At 51.8% G+C, this 20,575-nt stretch carries 22 protein-coding genes; 20 read left to right on the top strand and 2 right to left on the bottom strand.

Annotated features, from left to right (window positions below; all coding sequences use genetic code 11):
* The first annotated feature begins 13 nt into the window (after positions 1-13).
* From AB1611_03260 to AB1611_03235, 6 genes are all read left to right on the top strand, one after another.
* Entirely contained in the window at positions 14-361 is a 348-nt protein-coding gene (locus AB1611_03260; protein ID MEW6378610.1) for a hypothetical protein, read from the top strand.
* Complete coding sequence (locus AB1611_03255) at positions 354-674, top strand: hypothetical protein (protein ID MEW6378609.1); 321 nt, start codon at positions 354-356, stop codon at positions 672-674. Before AB1611_03260 ends, AB1611_03255 begins: the two co-directional genes overlap by 8 nt.
* A gap of 49 nt (positions 675-723) precedes the next feature.
* A complete protein-coding gene (locus AB1611_03250; GenBank protein MEW6378608.1) occupies positions 724-1,440 on the top strand; it encodes a phage protein Gp27 family protein in 717 nt (238 codons plus the stop codon).
* Entirely contained in the window at positions 1,424-2,953 is a 1,530-nt protein-coding gene (locus AB1611_03245) for a terminase family protein (protein ID MEW6378607.1), read from the top strand. Before AB1611_03250 ends, AB1611_03245 begins: the two co-directional genes overlap by 17 nt.
* A gap of 128 nt (positions 2,954-3,081) precedes the next feature.
* Complete coding sequence (locus AB1611_03240; GenBank protein ID MEW6378606.1) at positions 3,082-4,686, top strand: DUF935 domain-containing protein; 1,605 nt, start codon at positions 3,082-3,084, stop codon at positions 4,684-4,686.
* Positions 4,683-6,143 (top strand): phage minor head protein, encoded by a 1,461-nt coding sequence (locus AB1611_03235; GenBank protein MEW6378605.1) that lies wholly within the window; start codon positions 4,683-4,685, stop codon positions 6,141-6,143. The genes AB1611_03240 and AB1611_03235 overlap by 4 nt, the downstream gene beginning before the upstream one ends.
* Before the next feature lie 2 nt (positions 6,144-6,145).
* On the opposite strand, the gene AB1611_03230 is transcribed toward AB1611_03235, so the two are convergent.
* Positions 6,146-6,436, bottom strand: coding sequence for a hypothetical protein (locus AB1611_03230; GenBank protein MEW6378604.1), 291 nt, complete (start codon positions 6,434-6,436; stop codon positions 6,146-6,148).
* A 204-nt stretch (positions 6,437-6,640) separates the two neighbouring features.
* On the opposite strand from AB1611_03230, the gene AB1611_03225 reads away from it, so the two are divergent.
* The 9 genes from AB1611_03225 to AB1611_03185 all read left to right on the top strand — a co-directional run bounded on the left by AB1611_03225 (position 6,641) and on the right by AB1611_03185 (position 12,886).
* Positions 6,641-7,783 carry a phage protease gene (locus tag AB1611_03225; protein ID MEW6378603.1) on the top strand — a complete coding sequence of 381 codons (1,143 nt, stop codon included), beginning with the start codon at positions 6,641-6,643 and terminating at the stop codon, positions 7,781-7,783.
* 114 nt (positions 7,784-7,897) lie between these two features.
* Entirely contained in the window at positions 7,898-8,308 is a 411-nt protein-coding gene (locus tag AB1611_03220; GenBank protein ID MEW6378602.1) for a hypothetical protein, read from the top strand.
* Positions 8,309-8,348: 40 nt separating this feature from the next.
* Positions 8,349-9,242 carry a Mu-like prophage major head subunit gpT family protein gene (locus tag AB1611_03215; protein ID MEW6378601.1) on the top strand — a complete coding sequence of 298 codons (894 nt, stop codon included), beginning with the start codon at positions 8,349-8,351 and terminating at the stop codon, positions 9,240-9,242.
* 51 nt (positions 9,243-9,293) lie between these two features.
* A complete protein-coding gene (locus AB1611_03210) occupies positions 9,294-9,557 on the top strand; it encodes an HI1506-related protein (protein MEW6378600.1) in 264 nt (87 codons plus the stop codon).
* A gap of 279 nt (positions 9,558-9,836) precedes the next feature.
* Entirely contained in the window at positions 9,837-10,286 is a 450-nt protein-coding gene (locus tag AB1611_03205; GenBank protein MEW6378599.1) for a DUF1320 domain-containing protein, read from the top strand.
* 148 nt (positions 10,287-10,434) lie between these two features.
* Positions 10,435-11,046, top strand: coding sequence for a phage virion morphogenesis protein (locus tag AB1611_03200; protein ID MEW6378598.1), 612 nt, complete (start codon positions 10,435-10,437; stop codon positions 11,044-11,046).
* Between the two features lie 4 nt (positions 11,047-11,050).
* On the top strand, positions 11,051-11,506 hold the full coding sequence (locus AB1611_03195) for a hypothetical protein (protein MEW6378597.1): 456 nt from the start codon (positions 11,051-11,053) through the stop codon (positions 11,504-11,506).
* A 12-nt stretch (positions 11,507-11,518) separates the two neighbouring features.
* Positions 11,519-12,463, top strand: coding sequence for a phage tail tube protein (locus tag AB1611_03190; GenBank protein MEW6378596.1), 945 nt, complete (start codon positions 11,519-11,521; stop codon positions 12,461-12,463).
* A 15-nt stretch (positions 12,464-12,478) separates the two neighbouring features.
* Positions 12,479-12,886, top strand: a complete 408-nt coding sequence (locus AB1611_03185; GenBank protein ID MEW6378595.1) for a hypothetical protein — start codon at positions 12,479-12,481, stop codon at positions 12,884-12,886.
* On the opposite strand, the gene AB1611_03180 is transcribed toward AB1611_03185, so the two are convergent.
* Positions 12,883-13,008: a hypothetical protein gene (locus tag AB1611_03180; protein ID MEW6378594.1), complete on the bottom strand. Its 126-nt coding sequence runs from the start codon at positions 13,006-13,008 to the stop codon at positions 12,883-12,885. The genes AB1611_03185 and AB1611_03180 overlap by 4 nt on opposite strands.
* Between AB1611_03180 and AB1611_03175 the strand changes: the two genes are divergently transcribed.
* The 5 genes from AB1611_03175 to AB1611_03155 all read left to right on the top strand — a co-directional run bounded on the left by AB1611_03175 (position 13,003) and on the right by AB1611_03155 (position 20,405).
* Positions 13,003-13,197, top strand: coding sequence for a hypothetical protein (locus tag AB1611_03175; GenBank protein MEW6378593.1), 195 nt, complete (start codon positions 13,003-13,005; stop codon positions 13,195-13,197). The genes AB1611_03180 and AB1611_03175 overlap by 6 nt on opposite strands.
* A complete protein-coding gene (locus tag AB1611_03170; GenBank protein MEW6378592.1) occupies positions 13,190-16,231 on the top strand; it encodes a hypothetical protein in 3,042 nt (1,013 codons plus the stop codon). The genes AB1611_03175 and AB1611_03170 overlap by 8 nt, the downstream gene beginning before the upstream one ends.
* Positions 16,231-16,647, top strand: a complete 417-nt coding sequence (locus AB1611_03165; protein MEW6378591.1) for a hypothetical protein — start codon at positions 16,231-16,233, stop codon at positions 16,645-16,647. The genes AB1611_03170 and AB1611_03165 overlap by 1 nt, the downstream gene beginning before the upstream one ends.
* Positions 16,648-16,738: 91 nt before the next feature.
* Entirely contained in the window at positions 16,739-16,912 is a 174-nt protein-coding gene (locus AB1611_03160) for a hypothetical protein (GenBank protein ID MEW6378590.1), read from the top strand.
* Positions 16,902-20,405, top strand: a complete 3,504-nt coding sequence (locus AB1611_03155) for a phage tail protein (GenBank protein MEW6378589.1) — start codon at positions 16,902-16,904, stop codon at positions 20,403-20,405. Before AB1611_03160 ends, AB1611_03155 begins: the two co-directional genes overlap by 11 nt.
* The last annotated feature ends 170 nt before the right edge of the window (positions 20,406-20,575 follow it).

The following is a 20,575-nucleotide window of genomic DNA, read 5'->3' as shown; positions in this document are numbered from 1 at the left end:
AAACGGAGGAATCATGCAAATACCTGAAGGCAGTTTGGTTACCATGTTCTGGGGTGTAGTGCTGATTGTTTTTCAGCTTCTCCTGGCAATCGTTATCTCGATGGGAGCGTTTTACTTCAAGCAGCTCCGGCAAACCATCGAGGAGTACAAGGCTTCGGTCGAGAAGCGGATGCAGGAGGGTGATGAGCGATTCGCAAGGATCGAGGCTGACCTGGTGGCATTGAAGAGCGAAGTTTATAAGGACTATGTGACCAAGCCGGATTTGATCCGGATCATGGGCAGCCTGGAGTTTAAGTTTAAAGAGATCATGGATTTTATCGACAAAGCCTTCAATGGGGCAGGGAGAAAAAATAATGAATGAAATGGAAGCGATAATCCACAAGCGGGCCAGAGGGTTCATCCTGAAATGTCTGAATTTTTATCCTGGGGATGATATCCAGGTTCTGGTCATTACCGATTTTGTCCGCAATTGCGGAATACCCATAACGGACTCCGATACCATCGCTCAATTAAAATATCTGGAATCGAAGGAGTATGTCGAGGTGAAGGAATTGAGTGATGAGAGGATCAGCAGTAATAAAGTGACCGTGGCCAGGATCGTATCGAAGGGGATTGATCTATTGGAAGCGAATATACCGGAAGACCCCGGCATTCTGATTCCTCACAGCCGGTGAAAGGCAAAGGATACCACAGAGACACAGAGACACAGAGGAAAAGCATATTATGGGCAAGCTGAGAAAAGGGGAAAGGATAACGGGACGCCGGGGGTTTAAGGTGGAGGAGATGTCGGCCCAGGCCAGAGAAAAAATCCTGGAGCTGATGAATCAGGGGGTGGCCTATAAGGAGATATCCAGGATTGTTGCTGAGGTCTATGGGGAGCAGATATCCAGTGCCGCGATCTGTCGTTATAACCGGATGTCGAAAGAACAGTTTGATCTGGCCGCAGAGCGCATGATGAAAACCAGGGAATGGTCAAAGGCCATCGTCGGGGCGGCGTCTGAGAACCCGGAGGTTAATACCGGCAAGCTGCTCACCAATTTGATCGAGGGGGATTTAATTTCCTTCATCACTTCCTGTGATATGCAGGAGCGGCTGCAAGAGCTGCCCATCGACAAAGTGGCTGATATCGTCTACAAGATGGGCCGCGTCAGCAACCAGCGGGAAAAGCTGCTTTGGGAGACAAGAGTCAAGCAGGCACTCCAGAAAGTGGAAGAGAAGGCCGAAAAAGCGGCGCAGTCGAGGGAACCTGTATCCATTGACCCTGCAAATATTAACCAGAAACTTGAGCATCATCTTTCCACACTCCTGGAGGAATATGGCCAGGAGCAGATTCACGCAGCCCTCATATCCCTTGGCGTCATCGCCGATCGAAGCAGGCAGGGCCTTGATCCGGAAACGCTGAAAACCATCCGGGAGGAAATTTATGGCATCTTTAAGTAGGAAGGATGTCAAAGCCATAGATGCCCTGGATGCCGAAGTGCAAGGCAAGGATGCTCCGGTTACTCTGTACGAGTACCAGAAGCGGTGGATCACCGACCCGGCCAGGTTCAAGATCGGGATGTGGAGCAGGCAGGCGGGGAAGTCATTCGGCACATCTCTGGAGGCTGTGGATAACTGCTGTGAGACCCGCACCCGGTGGGTGTTTCTCTCCGCAGGGGAGAGGCAGTCGAAGGAGCTGATGGCAAAGGCCCAGATGCATGCAATGGCCTATGGGAAAGCCTGCGAGATATTGGAATCGGACTTTGAGCTTGAAGATAAGAAGTTCAAGCAGCTTGAGATCAATTTTCCCAATAAATCAAAAATCATCGGATTGCCAGCCAATCCGTCTACGGCCAGAGGGCATTCGGCTAACATCCTGCTCGATGAGTTCGCGTTTCACCAGAACAGCAGGCAAATCTGGACGGCCCTGTTTCCGACCGTGACCAGGGGGTATAAGATCAGGGTTATTTCCACCCCCCAGGGGAAGAAAAACAAGTTTTACGACCTGTGGGGAAACCCACGGTACAGCAAGCATCTGGTGACCATCCTGGATGCCGTGGCCCAGGGGCTGATTCTGCGCAATGAGGATGGATCCATTTGCACTCCGGATGAATTGCGCCAGGCCCTGGGGGATGATGAAGCCTGGGCGCAGGAGTATATGTGTGAGTTCCTGGACGAAGCCACGGCCTATATCACCTATGATCTGATCAACTCGGTGGAGGATCAGACCATCGATCCGTATCCGGGATGGATAGAGGTACTGCTGGCCAGGGCGAAGGCACATCACCAGGAGTATCTGTTCACCAAGAAAGAACCGGCATGGGATGCTTTCGACATTCTGCGATGGATACCTTTCCGGGAGCTGTATGTCGGCTTCGATGTGGCCAGAAAGAGGGATTTTTCGGTTATCTGGGTTGACGACCTGGTCGAGGGGAGACTGCGGACGGCGGCTATTATCAACCTGGAGAAGCAACCGTTCTTCATTCAGAAGCGGATGCTCTGGTCGATCCTGAGCTTGCCTGCCTGTCGCCGGGCCTGCATCGATGCCACCGGCATCGGGGCGCAGATCGCGGAGGAGGCGGTCGAGCGGTTCGGGGAGTGGAAGGTTGAAGCCGTGGATTTTACTACAGCGCACAAAGAGGCCCTCGCGGGCGGGCTGAAAAAGAATTTCGACGATCAGCTCTCGGCGATCCCGGTGGATAGAGTAATCAGGGAGAGCCTGCACAGCATCAAGCGGTATCCTACGGCAACCGGACATTTCCGGTTTGACGCGGATCGCTCCGAGGAGACCGGGCATGCGGATCACTTCTGGGCTAAGGCACTGGCTGTGCAGGCGTGGAGTGGGAGCCCTTATCAGCCGGTGGAGTACGAGAGTGTGGAGCGCCGGCGTGACCTCGATGGGGTGGCGGATGACGATGATGACCGGGGAAGAGACCGGGACAGGGGAAGGTTTGCTGCAGGCGGAGCGTATTAAAAAATGATCTCCCGCAGAGACGCAAAGGCGCAGAGAAAAACAAAAAAATCATTTCCTCTGCGTCTCAGCGTCTCTGCGGGAGAAATGCTGCATAGTGTTAGAGCAAGTTGTAAATAATCGGAGCATTTATGCCAGAACAGGAACGGAAATACATTTACGATGCCAATGGCAACAAAATCTATCTGCCCGGTACTCCGGACCGGGACGAGGTGGCGGCGGTCAGGCTGCAGGACCCATACTCGACCTATCCCAGCAATGGGCTGACTGCCGTCCGGCTGGCTTCCATCCTCAAAGCGGCGGACGCTGGGGATGTCTACCAGCAGATGGAGCTTTTCGAGGAGATCGAGGAGAAGGACACCAGGATTTTCTCCTGCTTCCAGACCAGGAAGCAGGCGGTTATCGGGTTAAAGTGGGATGTCCTTCCGGCTGACGAGTCGGACAAGGAGGCGGTGAGGCAGGCGGAATTCGTCAAAGAGGCGATCGGCGGAATTGCCAATTGGACCGAAGCTCAGCTTGACCTGCTGGATGCCATCGGCAAGGGGTATGCGGTGGTGGAGATCATCTGGGATGTCCGGGACGGCAGGAACATTATTGCCGAGCTGAAGTGGCGGCACCAGAAACGCTTCACCTGGGACGACAAACAGACCGAGCTCCGGCTGATCACGGACGATGAACCGAGCCAGGGGGAATCCCTGGCGAACTATCCCGCCAAGTTTATAGTCCACAAATATAAGGCCCGGAGCGGATATCCGGCCAGGTCGGGCCTGTTGCGCACCCTGGCCTGGTTTTATCTGTTCAAGAGCTACAGCTTCAAGGACTGGGTACGGTTTTGCGAAGTATACGGCATGCCGCTCCGGTTAGGGAAGTACGATCCTTCGGCTACGGTGCAGGACCGGGCGGCACTGAAAACCGCAGTGCAGGCCATCGGGACGGATGGAGCCGGAATTATCAGCAAGAACACGGAGATAGCGTTTGAGTCGGCCATCAGTGGGGCTGCCAACAGTGACATTTACAAGGTCTTCATCGGGCTGGTCAATAACGAAATCTCGATCGTGGTGCTGGGACAAAATCTCACGACCGAGGTGCAGGAAGGATCGCGGGCTGCTGCTCAGGTGCATGATAAGGTGCGGCAAGATCTGCTGGAAGCGGATTGCATGGCCCTCGACAAAACCATCACCCAGCAGCTCGTGATCCCGCTGGTGATGTTCAATTTCGGCCCGCAGGCGAAGTATCCCCGGTATAAGACGGCGTATGAGCCTCCGGAAGATTTAGTTACGGCACTCCAGATCGATAAGGGATTGGTGGAAATGGGTCTACCGGTGGCCACGAATTACTTTTATGGCAAATACAATATTCCGGAGCCGGAAGAAGGCGAGGAGATCGTTACTCCCCCGGCGCGACAGCAGCCTCTGATGATGAAAGCAGGAGAGGGAGTGGTCAGTGGTCAGTGGCCACTGACCACTGAAGTTCTTGCCCAGGGGCAGCCGCGCACCTTCAGTGCCAGGCAGCAGGGGGTGGAGGATATCGTTGCAACCTGCCTCCGGGAGTATGGGAAGATTTATCCGGATATGGAAAAGAAGCTCGGTGAGATAGTGAGCAGCGCCGAATCTTTGCCTCAACTCCGTGACCGGATATATCTGGCGTTCAACGACCTGCCATCCGATGATCTGGAGCGGTTGATTGCCAGGGGGATTCTGGCAGCAGGGCTGTATGGGAGAACTACGGTAAAATGAAGGGCGCATTCACGGAAGCCATACAATTTTTCGCCAGCAAGGAAATCCTGCATCCGGACAAGTTCTATCAGCTCTCTGCCGAGGCCAGGGTGAAGGCGTTTACCGTGTCGAATATCACTTCCTTGCGGGTGTTGAAAGACCTGCATGCAGAGGTGGAAAAGGTTCTCACCGAGGGGGGAGTGTTAAAAGGCTTCCAGGAGGCGTTCAATGGGATATTACGTGATTCGGGGTATGCTCCGGAGAATCCGCGTCATATTAAGATCGTGCTTCATCAGAATATCCAGACTAGTTATTCGGTTGGTAGATACAATAAACAAATGGAGAGGGCCAAACAGCGGCCCTGGTGGAGGTACAACTCCATCGATGACGCGGGCACCACCCCGCTGTGCTACGAGCTCGGCGGACACGGCAGCACGCCTGCGGTCTGCTACCGGTATGACCATCCGTTCTGGAATAAGTTTTACCCGCCGAATCACTTCGGCTGCCGGTCAGGGGTGGATGACCTAAGTGATGACGACCTGGAGGAGGAGGGGATAACACCCACCGAGGGAGACCTGACCGGGAAGGAATATTATCCGGTGCTGCCGGATGGCAGCATATCGGATAAACCAGCCAGGCTGATGCCTCCGGAAGGTTTCGCTGTCAATCCGGGGAAGGTGGCCTGGGAGCCGGACTTGTCGAAGTTCTCTGATGAGGAGCGGAAAATCTTCGAGCGGGCCTTTGAGGAGCGGTTCGGGCCGGTGCGGAATATGGGCCAGTTGACGGATAGGCTCAATGGCCTTCAGGAGAATTTCAAGCTAATGGGAGCTGAGGCCGTGCCGGTGAAAAGGTTTGAGTTCGAGACAAAACGTAGCGGTAGCTGGGATCAGGCAAAAAGAACTATCGGGCTGGCACTCGATCGATATATGCACATTGAAAAAGCATTGCAGGATGGCAGGATTACCTCATTCGAGCAGGCCGACGCACTCACTACCCTTTGCCATGAGTTCGGACACTCCCTGGGCGTGCAAATAGACCTGCCACGGTATAATAACAAAAAAGAGGTGAATTATCATAACCTGTCTCAGTTGGTGAATGAAAGCTGGGCGCGGCTTTTCTTTCCTGATTTCTGCGAATCGTTGAAACTGCAAAATATAGATCAATATGCGAAGCTGATTTTCCAGGAAAGGGACACAATCTACCAGCCGATGGTTTCTAACTTCATGCAGCTCATGGAAGCTGCAGGGCAGGATCGGCAGCGGTTTTCAGACCTGATCTGGACATTGAATATACAGGGGGACCCCGCTGATTACGAAAAATTGGTAAGGGGAGAGCTGGCTAAACTTCTTCCCGGAGTGAGTTTACCGGAAAACGGGTTGGGGGTAAGTTTACAGGACGGTGATTTATCAAAATATTGGCTTGAAATCATAGAAAAACACCGGACCGGATTACAGAAAAACAAGGGGAAAATTCTTTGAGATCAGCGGATACATCGCTCTTGAAAACATCGAATGCTTCGTTCGGCAGAGGCTTTTCCTTCAGGATGCTGAATCAATGCGGCGGCCTTCCTGGCCTTCTCGATATCATGGGCGCGAAGAATATTGACCGCATCCATCAGGCCCAGATCATCGATGCTGTACCCTTGCTTCAGCATATAGGAAATCGATTGCTGATCATGGATAAGGTTTTCTTGTCCTACTTCGCCCAGCTCGAAATCAATAAAGCTCTGGGCCAGGCTGGAAGCATAAAAGGGAATTTTGCTCTTGTCCATTATTATCTCCTCATTTCGTGGTTATTTTTACTATACACTTTCACCTTCGGATTTGTCAAGCCGGGGGTAAGAGGGGACAGAGGGGAAAACCGCTCTGTAAGAGGGGAAAATCGATCGAAATGGAGAACCGCATGGTTGGTAGCCAGGAGGCAGGGAAAATCGATTTTTGGGCCTCTGGTGAATTTTGGGTAAGGAGTCGGGAAAATGGGTGAAGAAAAAGAAAAAGGACACCACAGAGACACAGAGACACAGAGAGATGAAACCGTAATCACCATCACGATGGAGGCATCGCCCTCTGCTCCGAGTGAGTTTTTGATCTTCCCCCTGGGCCAGGTTACCGGAATCGGCATGGAGCCGTTTACCGTCGATGAGGCATCCATCGAATCGGTCAGGGCTGCACACCGGGCAAAGGGAGTTGATACCGTAATCGATTACGAGCATCAAACCCTGACCGGAGGGATCGCACCGGCTGCGGGCTGGATAAAAGAATTTTTCTTTGACGGCACCGGCCTGGCCTGCCGGGTTGACTGGACCGAACCGGCCAGGGAGATGATTAAAAACCGGCAATACCGGTATTACAGCCCTGTAGTTGGGCTGGATAAGACCAGGAGGCTGGTCGCTATCCAAAGCATGGCCTTGACTAATCTGCCCAGGGGTAACAATTTGGTGCCCCTGGTGATGAAGGCTTTAGATTCTCAAACCAACGTAAAGGAGGAAATCATGTTAAAGCAAGTATTAGTCTTGCTGGGCCTTCCGGAAGACACCAGCGAAGAAAAAGCCCTGCTGGCCATGAAAGCCAGGCTGAATCAGCCGGTGATCGGCCAGGAAATTATGTCGGCCCTGAATCTGCCTCCGGAGGCAACCAGCATGGATGTTCTCGGAGCGATCCAGGGGCTCAAAACTTCCGGTCTGCGTTTTCCAGTCGCCTGCACGGAAATCATGACTGAGCTTGGCCTGGCGGCGGCGGCAACCAAGTCGGAAGCCATCGCCACGATTCGCGCTCTTAAGCAGCCTCAGACTGCCGGGATTTCGGTGGAAGAGTTCCAGGCCATGAAGGAGAAGCTGGCCAGGCAGGAGGCCGACGGACTGGTCACCGAGGCAATGAAGGCGGGCAAGGTCACGGCGGCACAGAAGGATTGGGCAACGGCTTATGCCAAAGGTGATCCGGCAGGGTTTAAGATGTTCGTCGAAAAGGCCCCGGTGGTGGTGATGATGAAGGATGTCGGGGCCGGAGATCCGCCTGCAGGCGAAACCAGGGCCGAGATCACTGAAACCGACCGGGTGGTTATGAAACAGATGGGCATGAGCGAGGAAGATTTCAAGAAGTATTACCGGCCTGTGGGGTAAAGTGAAGGGAGAAGGGAGAAGGGTGGAGGGAGAAATTTCACACTTCACACTTCACACTTTACACTTCACACTTTCATTTAGTGGTCAGTGGTCAGGGAAAGGAGAAAATAGAGAATGAGTGCATTAACCAAAGACAGGGACACGCTCTATAAGGAGGGTGTGGAGGAAGAATTACCTATGGCGGCTTCTGCCAAAGTTTATGGCGGGAGCATGGTTTGTACCAATGCCAGCGGCTATGCTGCGCCGGGAGCTGATACGGCCAATTTTATGTTTGCCGGAGTGGCTTGTGCCGAGGCGGATAATTCTGCCGGAGCGAATGGAGCCATTAACGTCAAGATCAAAAGGAAGGGGGTTTTCCTCTTTGCAGCCTCCGGGATGACAGCGGCTGATGTAGGGAAAACCGTATATGTTTTGGATGATCAGACCGTGGCTTTGGCTGCTGGTACGACGAACGACATCCCTGCCGGGAAAATTGTCAAGGTGGAAAGCGCTACTGCCGTCTGGGTGGATATCGATCAGAGGTAAGCAATCAGTGGCCAGGGGCCAATGAAAGGAGAACAAAGAAATGAGCATTGTCAAGGGTACGATTACAGCGGCGATGCTGGCGTCGATCTATAAGACTAACAGCGCGCTCTTTAACCAGGCGATGGAGATCACGCAGGTGTACTGGCCTGCCTTCGCCAGCCTGGCGCCATCCACGAGCAAGACTCAGGATTACGCCTGGCTGGGCGCTTTTCCGATGCTCCGGGAGTGGCTGGGGGACAGGGTGCTGCAAAACCTGATGCTGCATGGTTACAGCATCACAAACAAGGACTACGAGGGCACCATCGAAATTGACAGGAACGACATCCTGGATGACAACATCGGCGTCTACAAGTCGCCTATTCAGGAGCTGGGCAGAAGTTCCAAGGTTCACCCTGATTATTTGCTCGCGGGGCTTCTTGCTGCAGGATTTACTACTATCTGCTATGACGGCCAGTACTTTTTCGACACCGATCACCCGGTCGGCTCTTCCACTGTCAGCAACTATGGCGGAGGAGCCGGGACGGCCTGGTATCTGTTCGACACCAGCCGGTTTATCAAACCGCTCATCTACCAGGAGCGCCAGAGCCCGCAGTTTGTGGCAATGGACTCCATCACCGACGAGAATGTGTTTATGCGCAAGAAGTACCGCTATGGAGTCGATTACCGGGGAAATGTCGGCTATGGATTGTGGCAGTTGGCTTACGCCAGCAAGGATACGCTCGATGCGACTAACTACGCGGCGGCCAGGTCGGCCATGATGGCCTTCAAGAACGATAATGGAGTCCCCCTGGGAATCATGCCTGACTTACTGGTTTATCCGCCGTCCCTCGATGGCAACGCGCGGGAAATTCTGCTGGCGGAGAGAAACCAGGCCGGAGCAACCAACGTGTATTACAACACCGCCAAGCCGCTGTGTCTGCCGTGGCTGTCGTAATGGAGTAAGTGCAAGATAGTGGTCAGTGGTCAGTAAAAAAAGGAGAATTCGATGTTACGGATCGTGTCAAAAAAAGAGGGCTTTTGCCGGTGCGGGGTCCGGCATTCCGAGAAGCCAGTCGATTACCCCGATGGACGGTTCACCGATGAGCAGGTTGCGCGGCTCAAGGCTGATCCGATGCTGATTGTGCTGGAAATCCCAGCACAGGTCAGCAGCCAGGAGGATGCCTCTGCTGCCAATGGCAAGCTAGAGGGACCTGTCGCTGATGATGGTTCGGAGCCATCCGGCCCCGCGAAGGGGAAAAAGGGGAAATAGGGTTTAGCGGAAAACTCCTGCGACAGCGACATCACCGGGATATCCTGGTGATATCGCCTGGGATGCCAATCATGTGTACATCTGTGAAGATCCTAATTCCTGGGTTAGCGTGATAACGGCTATCTGGTAATTCCGGCTCATTCTCCTTAATATTTCTCCCGCAGAGACGCAGAGGCGCAGAGGTAAAAAAGACAAATTATTTTCTCTGCGCCTCTGCGTCTCTGCGGGAAATCCCCTCTATAGGATTTTCACTCTTCTATACATTATAGGGAGGAACCAATGCCAACGATACCCTATTGCACCAAAGCCGATATTTACCCGGATCAGATTTCCATTTCGATGGTTATCAAGCTTACGGATGACAGCGGGCTGAAGACCGAAATGGACGAGACCCTGGAGGCCGTCGTCGATAAGGCGATAATTGACGCCAGCGCGGAGATCGACGGCTATTGCCAGAAGCTGTATGCCGTGCCGCTGACTCCGGTGCCGGAGCTGATCCGAAAGTACGCCGTGGATATGGCCATTTATAACCTTTATGCCAGGCGTGATATCGAGATACCGGAAATCCGTAAAGACCGGCACCATCAGGCAATCGCTTATCTCAAGCTGGTCACCGAGGGCAAGGCTGCCCTGGGGGCCGCGACTCCGGTGGCTGATTCTCCTCCCAATGAAGTGAGCATCAGCTCGAATAGCGCTGTTTTCACCAGGGCTAACATGGAGGGATTTTGATGAATGGAGAAACGGTCTCCCGCAGAGACGCAAAGGCGCAGAGAAAATAATTTGTCTTTTTTTCTTTGCGTCTCTGCGTCTCTGCGGGAGAAATATTACTGTGTTGTCTTACCGACATGAGCGAAGAATCTTTTAATGGAGTATAGCAATGCCAGGCCCGCTTGTTTTCAGCATCACCAGCAATTGTAAGGAAGTCCAAACCACGTTTATTCAGGTCGCGCACCGGCTGGAGGATATGCGCCCGGTCTTCCAGGATTTCCAGGGCAGGATGCAGCGGAGCATCTCCAGGAATTTTGCCGAGGGCGGAAGGCCGGTGAAGTGGGAGCCATCGAAGCGGGCCTTGAGCCGTGGCCGGGGGAAAGGCAAGACCGGCCAGACTCTGCGGAAAAGCGGGATATTGCTGAATAGCCTGACCGGGCCGGGATCATCGACGACCGGGCCGGATTTCCTGGAGATCGCCACCAACGTGCCGTATGCCAAAACTCATCAGTATGGGGCAGAGAAAGGTTCCTTCGGTACGGTGCAGGTCAGGGTTAAACAGCATACGGTCAAGGCATTTATCAGGAAAGGAAGACCGGTCCGGGAGCATACAGTGAGAGAGCATACCAGATTGCAGAAGCTTCCCTGGGGAGATATCCCGGCAAGGAAGTTTCTCCTGGTGCAGGATTCGGACATAGTCTATCTGAAGCGGTCCATTGCCAGGTATGTATTCGGGACTGCCGGTGGCGCCCTGGGACAGGCAGGACAAGCAGGAGAATAATGGCATGAAAGAATTGATGACGGCTATCAAGGCGCACCTTCAGATTGACGAGAGTCTGTGCTATATCCGGGACGCAGACATCTACATCACCGAGGACGACGCTCAGATTCCTCCGGGATGCGGGTTTCCGGCCATCGAGATCAAGGACGGGCTGATCAAAAACGAGCAGCAGCTCAGCAAACAGTATATTCAATATGCTCAGGTCAGGCTGACCGTTTTTCAGCGGATCATACAGCCGGAAGAGTCTATCATGGGCAGCCATGGAGTGCTGGCTATTGCTCAGGATGTGATCGCCAGCCTGATCGATCAAAAGCTCGGATTCACCACAGGCAATGGCCATATCCTGAATGCCTTCCCCGTGGGTGAAGAGCCGTCGCAGACTTTTTCCTCAGAAAGCGGAGGGATGAAAATTCAAAGCAAGACAGTAGTTTTTGAGTATAAACGACATAAGACATGGTAAGGGAGAATCAAAATGGCATGGGCGAGTAATATTAATGCGCAAGCTTTGCTTGATTTTGAAACGACTTTTAAAACGGATCCAGTATCCCCGGCAGCGATCAAATTACCGATCAATTCGCTTGATCTTGGCATAGATCAGTCTCCTCAGCCGACTAATCTGATCGGCGCAGGACGACATTCTTCCCTGCCCTGGTACGGTAATAAAGTTGTGACCGGCACCTTGACCGGGCCGGTTGATCTGATAGCTATCGGCTATATTCTTAAGATGGTTTTCGGTGCACCGACTACTTCAGGCACAGGGCCCTATACGCACACCTTTAAGATCGGATCTACGCCGTCCTTCCTGCTCGACAAGGGTTGGACGGATATCAGCAGGTATTACAAATACAACGGTTGCCTGGCTAACGGAATCACGTTTTCTTTTAATCAGAACGGGCAGTTTCAATATTCGGTCCCGTTGCTGGGATCCAAGGAAACGGCAGGGACCAGCCCGTATTCAGCCAGTCCAACAGATCTGAGCAAACCATCAAAGATTTTCGATTTGCAGGACATATCCAACGTATCCGAAGGCGGCAGTGCGGTGACCTCTCTGGAGGAGCTGACCTTTACCCTGAACAATAACTCTGTGCTCGGCTTTGGCCTGGGCAGCACGGGAGAGGCTACGGTCAGGGGAGAGGGCATCCCGTCAGTCACGGGCAGGATCCGGGGCATGTTCGATGGCGATACTATCCTGGCCAAAGGGCGGAACAAAACGAAAAGCTCACTGTCGATTACCCTGACCAGCGGATCATATTCGCTGGCAGTATCGGTTGACGAGCTGAAATACAGCCAGAAATCTCCGGCGATTACCGGACCTGCGGGCGCATACCTTGAACTTGATTTTCTGGGTTATTACGAGGACGATGCTGATGCATCAGATATGAAGGTTGTCCTGGTCAATTCGCAGGCCAGTTATTAAAAGGAGATCAGAGTTATGGACCTGTTCCTTGATCTTAGCCAACAGGATGGAGTATGGATTGACGGAAATCACCGGGTGTTTGAAAGATCGGAATTTGAGGGGTTAAAGTTCAGGATTAAGATAAAACCATTGACCAGGTCAACCCTGCGCAAAATCCGCAGGGAGGCAGAAAGCGGCAAGGGGAATGTTGATCAGGATATCTATCTGCCCAAAATTTTCATGAGCCAGATTATCGACTGGGAGCTTAAGGATGGCACCGGCCAGCCGATTCCTTTCAACGAGGAGAACAAAAAGGTATTGGTCGAGCAGTTCCCCGGCTTCACTAATCTTGTAGCTGCCGCCTGCCTCGATGCTCAGGTCCGGGCAAACCAGGCTGAGGAGGAGGAAATAAAAAACTCATTGACTTCTGGCGCTGGAGATTAGACGAGTATTGCCCCGGCTGCCGGAAAAAATTCGCGCAGGAAGGTATTGATCCGCCGTGCGGAGGCTGCGAACGTCAGCCTCCGCAGCTCACAGCAGCTAACGAGGTTTGTGTCGAGGTGCACGATCTATGCTTTCAGGCTAGAGATGGGCTGAATGGCAATCTGGATTACGGCTTTCTGGCCAGGATCATGGACCTGATGGCTATCGAGGCTGAAGAGCAACTGGATATTATCCGCAAGATCAATCGGACAGAGAAGTGGTTAAAGGAAAGCAGTAAAGCAAAACAAAAACCGGGAATAACAAGTGACTGAAGAATTAAGGCTAAGAATACAGAGTGAAAGTAACAGCGCTCCTATCAAGGAGTTCAATCGCAGTCTCGATGAAACCGGCCAGAGAGTGGAAGAAACCAGGGGGAAAATGCATACCCTCCAGGGAGCGCTCAGTGACGCCGGCAATACGCTTTTCTCCCTGAAGGATGCCATTATGGGGGTCGGTGCAGCTTTGGGAGTCTGGAAACTGGAGCAGATGATCGAGGGATGGGTGAAGCTTGCGGCTGCTCAGGATCAGGCCGATCGATCGCTCAAGGCAGCTATGGTGGCTAATAATCGGTATTCCGATGAGTTCTACCAAAACACCCTGAAGCAGGCCGAATCTTTGCAGAAGCTGACCGGGATCGAAGACGATCAAATCGAGCGCGGCCAGAAGATGCTGATGATGTTTGACTCCATCGGCAATGATCAGATACCGATGGCGACCAGGGTGATGGTTGACCTGGCGGCGGTGATGGAAGGTGATGTGCGCAGTGCAGCCTTAGCTTTAGGGAAAGCCATGGAAGGCCAGACTGAAAGCTTGCGAAGGTCTGGCATTGTCATCGATGAAGAGGTTTACAAGCTCCGGGGGGCAAGCGGAGTACTCGAAAAAGAAAAATTTGATACCACCAAGGAAACATCTAAAGATGTTATCAATGCACTAAAGGAACTCCAGGATACCATTGATAGCCTTACCCTTAGCGAGCATGATTATGCAGTCAAAAAGCTCAATGAAAAATATGCCGAATATCGAAAACTCCTAGGCGATATTCCAGAGCTGACTAAGGCTTTCAATCTTGAGCTCGATGCGCTAAATAAAACCATGCAGGGAGGTAATGGCGCATTTAAGGACCTCCACGCTGGAATGTCAACCTTTAAAACCAATCTCCAAGAAACAGATAAAAAATTATCAAAATTCAATACTGATCTCCAAATTTCATCAGAAAAAACAGCCGATGAACTGCTAAAAGAAGCCAATGCTCTAGCAGAGATCGATATTGATAAATATAACAAAGCTATAAAACTTGCCAAGCAGAAGCAGGAGGAAATCCAGCGGCAGTGGGATCAAACCATAGGCCATATCAGTAGCGGCTTATCTGATGCGATCATCGACAGCCTAAACGGTGGGCGTGATGCATTCAAGCGATTTTTCCAGGATATTAAGGATTACTTCCTGAAGATGGTACTGGATAAAGTGATTGGTGATAATATCAAAAAAGGCATCGATGCCGCTATGAATTACATGAATAGCAAACAGTTGTCTGGTGGGCTGAGTTCTTTTAATCTTACTCTGGGGTCAGGTAATTCTACTGCAAACTCAGGTTCAAATTGGGGATCTTATTTGGGTATGGGGATGATGGGGTATGATCTTTATCAACAGCATAAATCAGGTCAACTGAATGCTGAAAAAGGTGCAATACAGGGAGCTATAATTGGGACCCTCATTAAACCTGGATGGGGAACTATAATTGGTGCTGTTGGGGGTGGATTATTTGGTGAATGGTCTAAAAATTATAATGAAAAACATCCATCTATTGATTTATTATATGAGGTGATTGACGGACAAATTAAGCGTATAGGTCAGAAATGGAAAGATACCCCTAAAAATCAGGAGTTACTTAACACTATTGAGATTACTCTTCAAAAACAGATTGATTTTTATCATCGGATAGCTTTGTTAACCGATAGCACTGCGGCAAATATTCCTATTCATTTACATGGGAAAACAGCTTTTGATATTCAGCGAGGCACGAATATAAATAACCTTCAAAATATGATTGCTTCCTATTTCGATATCTCAAAATTAGTGCCAGGAGTCAAGGATGCTTTTGAATGGTTATGGAATATTACATTTGGTGATATCAATCTGCAGAACCTCAGTAATATGGCCATGCATGGCCCATTCCCTCATATTTTACCTAATGTTTACGGTACTTTTCCTCAAGAAATGTGGAATGTTCTCTTTGGTCCAGAAGCGGAAAAAGACCCGCAAAAAAGGGCGGCTATTTTAAATCAATGGCTATCCTCTCAGGTTGGGGTGAAATCCAATACCTATTATGAACCAGGATGGGATGGTGGTCCTGATATCCCTCATGAATATGGCTATATCAGGCCTGTCAGCTCATTCATTAGTGCGGAAGATGCTCAAATGTGGACGGCTTATTTTGATCAGATTTCAGCCAAGTTCTACGAAATCCAGGAGAATATAGCTCAGGGAATCGGTAATGCTTTCCTCGAAAGCATTGATACGAGCGGCTTTCAGGGATTTGGTGATAGCCTGGAAAGGTTCATGTATGAGAAGGTGAAAGCTGGGCTAGCGCAAGGATTTACCAACCAAGTTATTGATCAAATTATGATGAGTTCAACCGGCTTTGTTGGTGCATTTGGATTACTTGATCAGTATATTAAGGGTGATGGCGGCACAACACTTGACACTGTAACTTCTGCCTTTATTGATGCTGGCGGACAACTTGGTACGATTCTGGAGACACTCAAACCAATATTTGAAACTTTTGATCAATCACTTAAATCAGTAGCCAATGCCCTTGGCCTGAATACTACAGCCATACAAACTAATACCAGCGCAATTCTTGGGCCGGTGAACAGTCTGTTGATGAGTCTCGATACCGGCCCCCTGGCTCCGGTGCAGAGCGTGGCTGGATTGCAGAGCGCCTATCAGCAGTTATTGGCCGGGGCGATTGGCAATCCACAGGAATTCAATCCCCTGTCATCGTTCATCACCGGCACCCTGCTGCCATTCTATCAGGCAGCCAGCGCCGACTATGCCGGTGTGGTGGCCGGAGTGCGGCAGGATATCCTGGGCATTCCCTGGGTGGCCAGAGAGAAGGGAGAGCAGATGAGCGCTGCGGCTATCGGTCAGGAGGTGGGAAGGGCGGTCGCGCCGATGCTGCTTGACCTGAAAGAGTCGGCACAAATTACCATTAATGTCGTGGTCGATGGCCAGGTGATAAAATCACAGGTCGTCAACAGTCTGGATGATCCGGCGGTGGTGCAGAAGCTGCGGGGGAGAGTCTGATGCCGATCCTGACCATGTACGATTTTCTGACCGATGTCACTCCTGATTATGCCGCTACCCTGAGCGTGGATCCGCAGGAAGTTCTGACCATATCAGGAGAAAAGGATATCGAAATCCATCTGGGCAGGGGCAGGGCTGAGGAGCGGGTGATTCTGTCCGATCAGTCGAGGTTCTGGGTCAAGCTGCAATGGCAGTATTTGAGCGAGGCGGATCATGGTACACTCTTTGATTTTTACCATGACCCGGCCAAGGGGTGCGGAACAGCCAGGACTTTCTGGTGGGCTCCACCGGCTCAGTATGACAGCCATGTCTATGTGGTCAGGTTCGATTGCCGGTGGGAGTCATTCCTGCGCAATTACAAAATCTATGGTCTGGCTAATCTTTTGCTCTCCATTGCAGGGAGGAAACCGGAATGACAACGATCCAGGCCGATCTGGGAAGAATTGACAACTATACAGACGGAAAACTCAATGAGGCGTATATCTGGTGCAGGCAGGAGGCGATACTATGACTGATACAGAGAAACAGACAATACTTCAATTCGCTCAAAAATTCTGCCTCGACAATAACGGTAACCGGCTGAATGAGTGGCTGATCGAATCTTTCCTGAACCGGCTCTGGGAGAAGATGCGGGGGATGCATCAGCCCAATGATGCCCAGGGGAGCGGCAATGGGAACTAGATTCTATTTCCCTCGATATGTCAGTGCTCCCATCAGCCCGGCTTACAGCAGCCAGTGGGAACAGGTAAATACCTGCAGATGGATGACCTATCCTGCAAAAACAGGGGCCAGTGCCGGAGGACAGGGAGTTGTCGAGACTTCCGGGAGCGCTCCCTATGATGTATCGATCTATCAGTATATCTCTGACGCTTTGACGGCACAAACCATATCCGGAACGGTCCGTGGGCAAATCAGAGCCTATGAAATAAACTCTGACGGGGATTTTTGCCCTGCCCTGCTGATCAAAGTCGTCTCCGGTGATGGGTCGATCCTGCGAGGGACACTCCTGGCTTATTTCCCCTCGGCGCTGACTTCGGAATTTTCCCTTTTCCCCACCTGCGAAAATCGCCATTTTCCCCCCGAAACCGCCCTGACACCCCTGACCATTCAGGCAGGAGACCGGCTGGTAATCGAACTGGGAGTGCGGGCCTTTAATACCCTGGCTGTCTCGCGTGAAGCCGGATTAATCGCTGGGGATATAGACTCAATAGACCTGCCGGAGGATGAAACCACTGCCACGGCAGCCAATCCCTGGATTGAGTTCAGCCATGTATTCCAGTTCCAGGATAATGATCTGGCACGGCAGATCATTCTGAATGCTGCTGCCAGGCAGGTGAGCTGGCTGTTTGATGTTGACCTGAATGCCAATGGCTCGGTGGACTATCGCTGGTCAAATCAGGAGACATCCTGGAATGGATACAGCTATTCATTTCGGGTGATTTCCTTTTCTCCGCTCCAGATTCCAGCGGCAGAGCCGGGCTTTGAGGTGATCCCTCCGGTCAGGCTGACAATGGCCGTCGATTTTCACGGCAATTCAATCGATGGCTATTCGCCGTCCAGTTTTATTGGCGCAGCTATCGTGGTGCGGCTGATCGGATCGGCTGCGGTAGCAGCCGAGCTGATGGCCTGGCGGTTCAAGGTAGTCTCGGCTCATGCTGTTGATCAGGTGATGATCCTGGAGTGCCAGGACTGGTTTACCTTGCACCTGGAAGGGGATTACCCCACTACGCCACTGGTGAGTGAGCTTTTTCCAGCCGATGTAATGAAGGCTGACAATATGTGTGTGCCGATAGTCTACGGTACGGCATACATCCCCACGCGATGGATCAGCAAATCGCAGGCGGCAGTCTATGTCGATGCGGACACTTTCACCGTAGCCGGTGATCAGAGGGCCCTCTTCTCTGTCGGACAGTTTCTCCTGGCTCACTGCGGAGCTGACGGAGTCAAAGCATGCTGGGTGCAAAGCTATATCTACGCATCAGAGATAACCACGGTCAATCTCACGGCTGCCAGCGACGACCTGACCAGTAATTTGACCAGCGTCAGCACTGATCATTACCTCCTGGGGCCTCCTGGGGTAATCTATACCATCAGCCAGGCCAGGACTCCCCGTGAGGTTAATTTTAAAACCACGTATCAGAGTGGAACATACACCTTTAAGCAGGATACGGTCACCGGGGCGGATGGAAACAGTTGGCGGGTGATGCAGCTTTTGTGCGATGATGCCAATCATGACGGCACGAACGATGCCAACGGATTCTGGGGCATTATCGGCAAGGAGATTTATGACCTGCCGGTGAAATTCTCCCGAAGCGACCTGGCAGGTACGACCAACCCTGCGGATATCGCCGCAAGCCTCCTGCAATCCTTCGGCATCTCATCGATGTTCATCGATACGGATTCCCTCGATGCGGCGCGCAGCACGTTCACGGCCAGGGGATTGGCGATGAATGTCGGCCTGTGGTATCGAATGCCGAGAGAAAAGCTCATCAGCAAGCTCTTTATCCTGGCTGGCATGATCCCGGTATATCGGGATAAAATCGGGTTCAAGGTGCTGACCAAAACAAGCCAGATGACCATAGATGAGACCATGGTTATTCCAGGGACATTTCGAATTAACCATACCTTCACCCAAAAACAGAAAGATTCCGGCTATGTGACCTGGCAGACTGCTGATGAGCCGGTTGACCAGGTCAATAAAAGCCTGATTGCGGTCAAGAGCAGCACGGATAAACGGTCTGACACTACCATTGAGGCTGACTGGGTGCTGGACAGCGCCAAGGCCCAGAAATGCGCAAAACTGGCCTTGCAGCGTGTTTTATTACGGGATAGAACCATTACCTTTACGGGCACAGGCAGACTGCTGTTTCTCGAGCCCGGAGATATGATCACCGTCAATGCCTCCAATCTGGGGGGAGAATCTGCCGGATGGGATTGCATGATTACCCGCATGATTATCCGGGACGGGCTCCTGGTGGATGTTGAAGCCATAAGGTTTTCCGATGCCCTGGATGACTGGGGAGATATTTCGACAGATACACTGGTGGTAAGTGAAGCCAATACCGATCGTGGCTATTCTCCCCTGTATCAGGGAACGACCGATGCCCAGGGCGCAGGGGCGAATCAGATTACCGCAGCGGTGATAGTCGGCGATAACGGGGAGATTAAAACCAGTGCTGATCCTGCGACCAGTGGCGGGCTGGTTATCACTAATGTGGCTTTGACCGGCTATAACACCAGCGGCCAGGTGAGATTCCAGGCTATATATGGGGGGTCTGGCCAGGGTAATGTGACCATCGGAGATTATTCGGGGGGCAAGGGGATCAAATGGGACCAGTTTTTTGGCACCCTGACGATCAAGGTGAATTCCAGCGGAGGGGTAACGGTCTCCGGCGGTGGAGATATCACCCTGGCCGGGAGTGATACCAATCCGGGTATCATCAAATTCCAGGGAACAAATTATGCGGTGGAGATCGGTGGCGATGCCGATGGCAACAGATTCCTGATCAAACCCAATGCCAATAACGTTGTGGATTGTTTTCTCGGCCTCAATGGTGCCTGGTGGGGTGGGTCTGACGCGCGGTTTCGTGACCTTCGCCTGACGGCAAAACGCCAGAGCTCCCTGTCCTGCGGCGACTGGTCCGGTGCGGTCAATGGGGCAGCGGTAGAGGTTGACGGCGACATCAATGACCTTGAGCCTGCCATTACACTTTCCCTGTGGGATAAGACAGCGCAGGGCATGCATCAGTACAATGTCCGCTATGGCCTCTTCGGACCCCAGGACCATAAGGTGCAGGACCTGGGAACCTCATCTGCTGCCTGGGATGATGCCTATGCCGACGACTGGTATAATGTGGCTGACTTTTTCTTCCTTGACCACAGGCAGGAGAATGGTACGATTGTCCCGGTTGATGATCTTGCGGTAATCTGTGCCATCAGGCCAAGCGGAATACTTGATCCCCGGACAGGGCTTGAAATTATCGACGACAGCAGCCTGCCGGAGTGGCTGCTCGGCAGGGATAAGGTGAGTGGAAAAATCCTGTACGATCCGGAGGGCAAACCCTATCTCTCACTCAAGGCTATCATCAGCCTGTGCCTTGGAGCTATCCGGCAACTGGACAGGAAGCTGAGCGAGGCGAAACAGCAGGAGGAGAGGAGAGGAGAAAGCAAATGAACTCGTTCTTCTTGTATGGAAAATATCGTTTATTAAATGGTGAACTCACTACCGGACACATTTTTAGAAATAGATTGAGAACACATTAGCTGTCGCTCATGATATACTCTAAGTAATTGAAAAAATAATTAAAAAGGAGTATATCATGAGCGACAATATGAGAACATATA

This window comes from bacterium (genome assembly GCA_040755755.1).
Taxonomy (GTDB): Bacteria; SZUA-182; SZUA-182; order DTGQ01; family DTGQ01; genus DTGQ01.
This window is presented reverse-complemented; position numbering and strand designations above follow the sequence as displayed.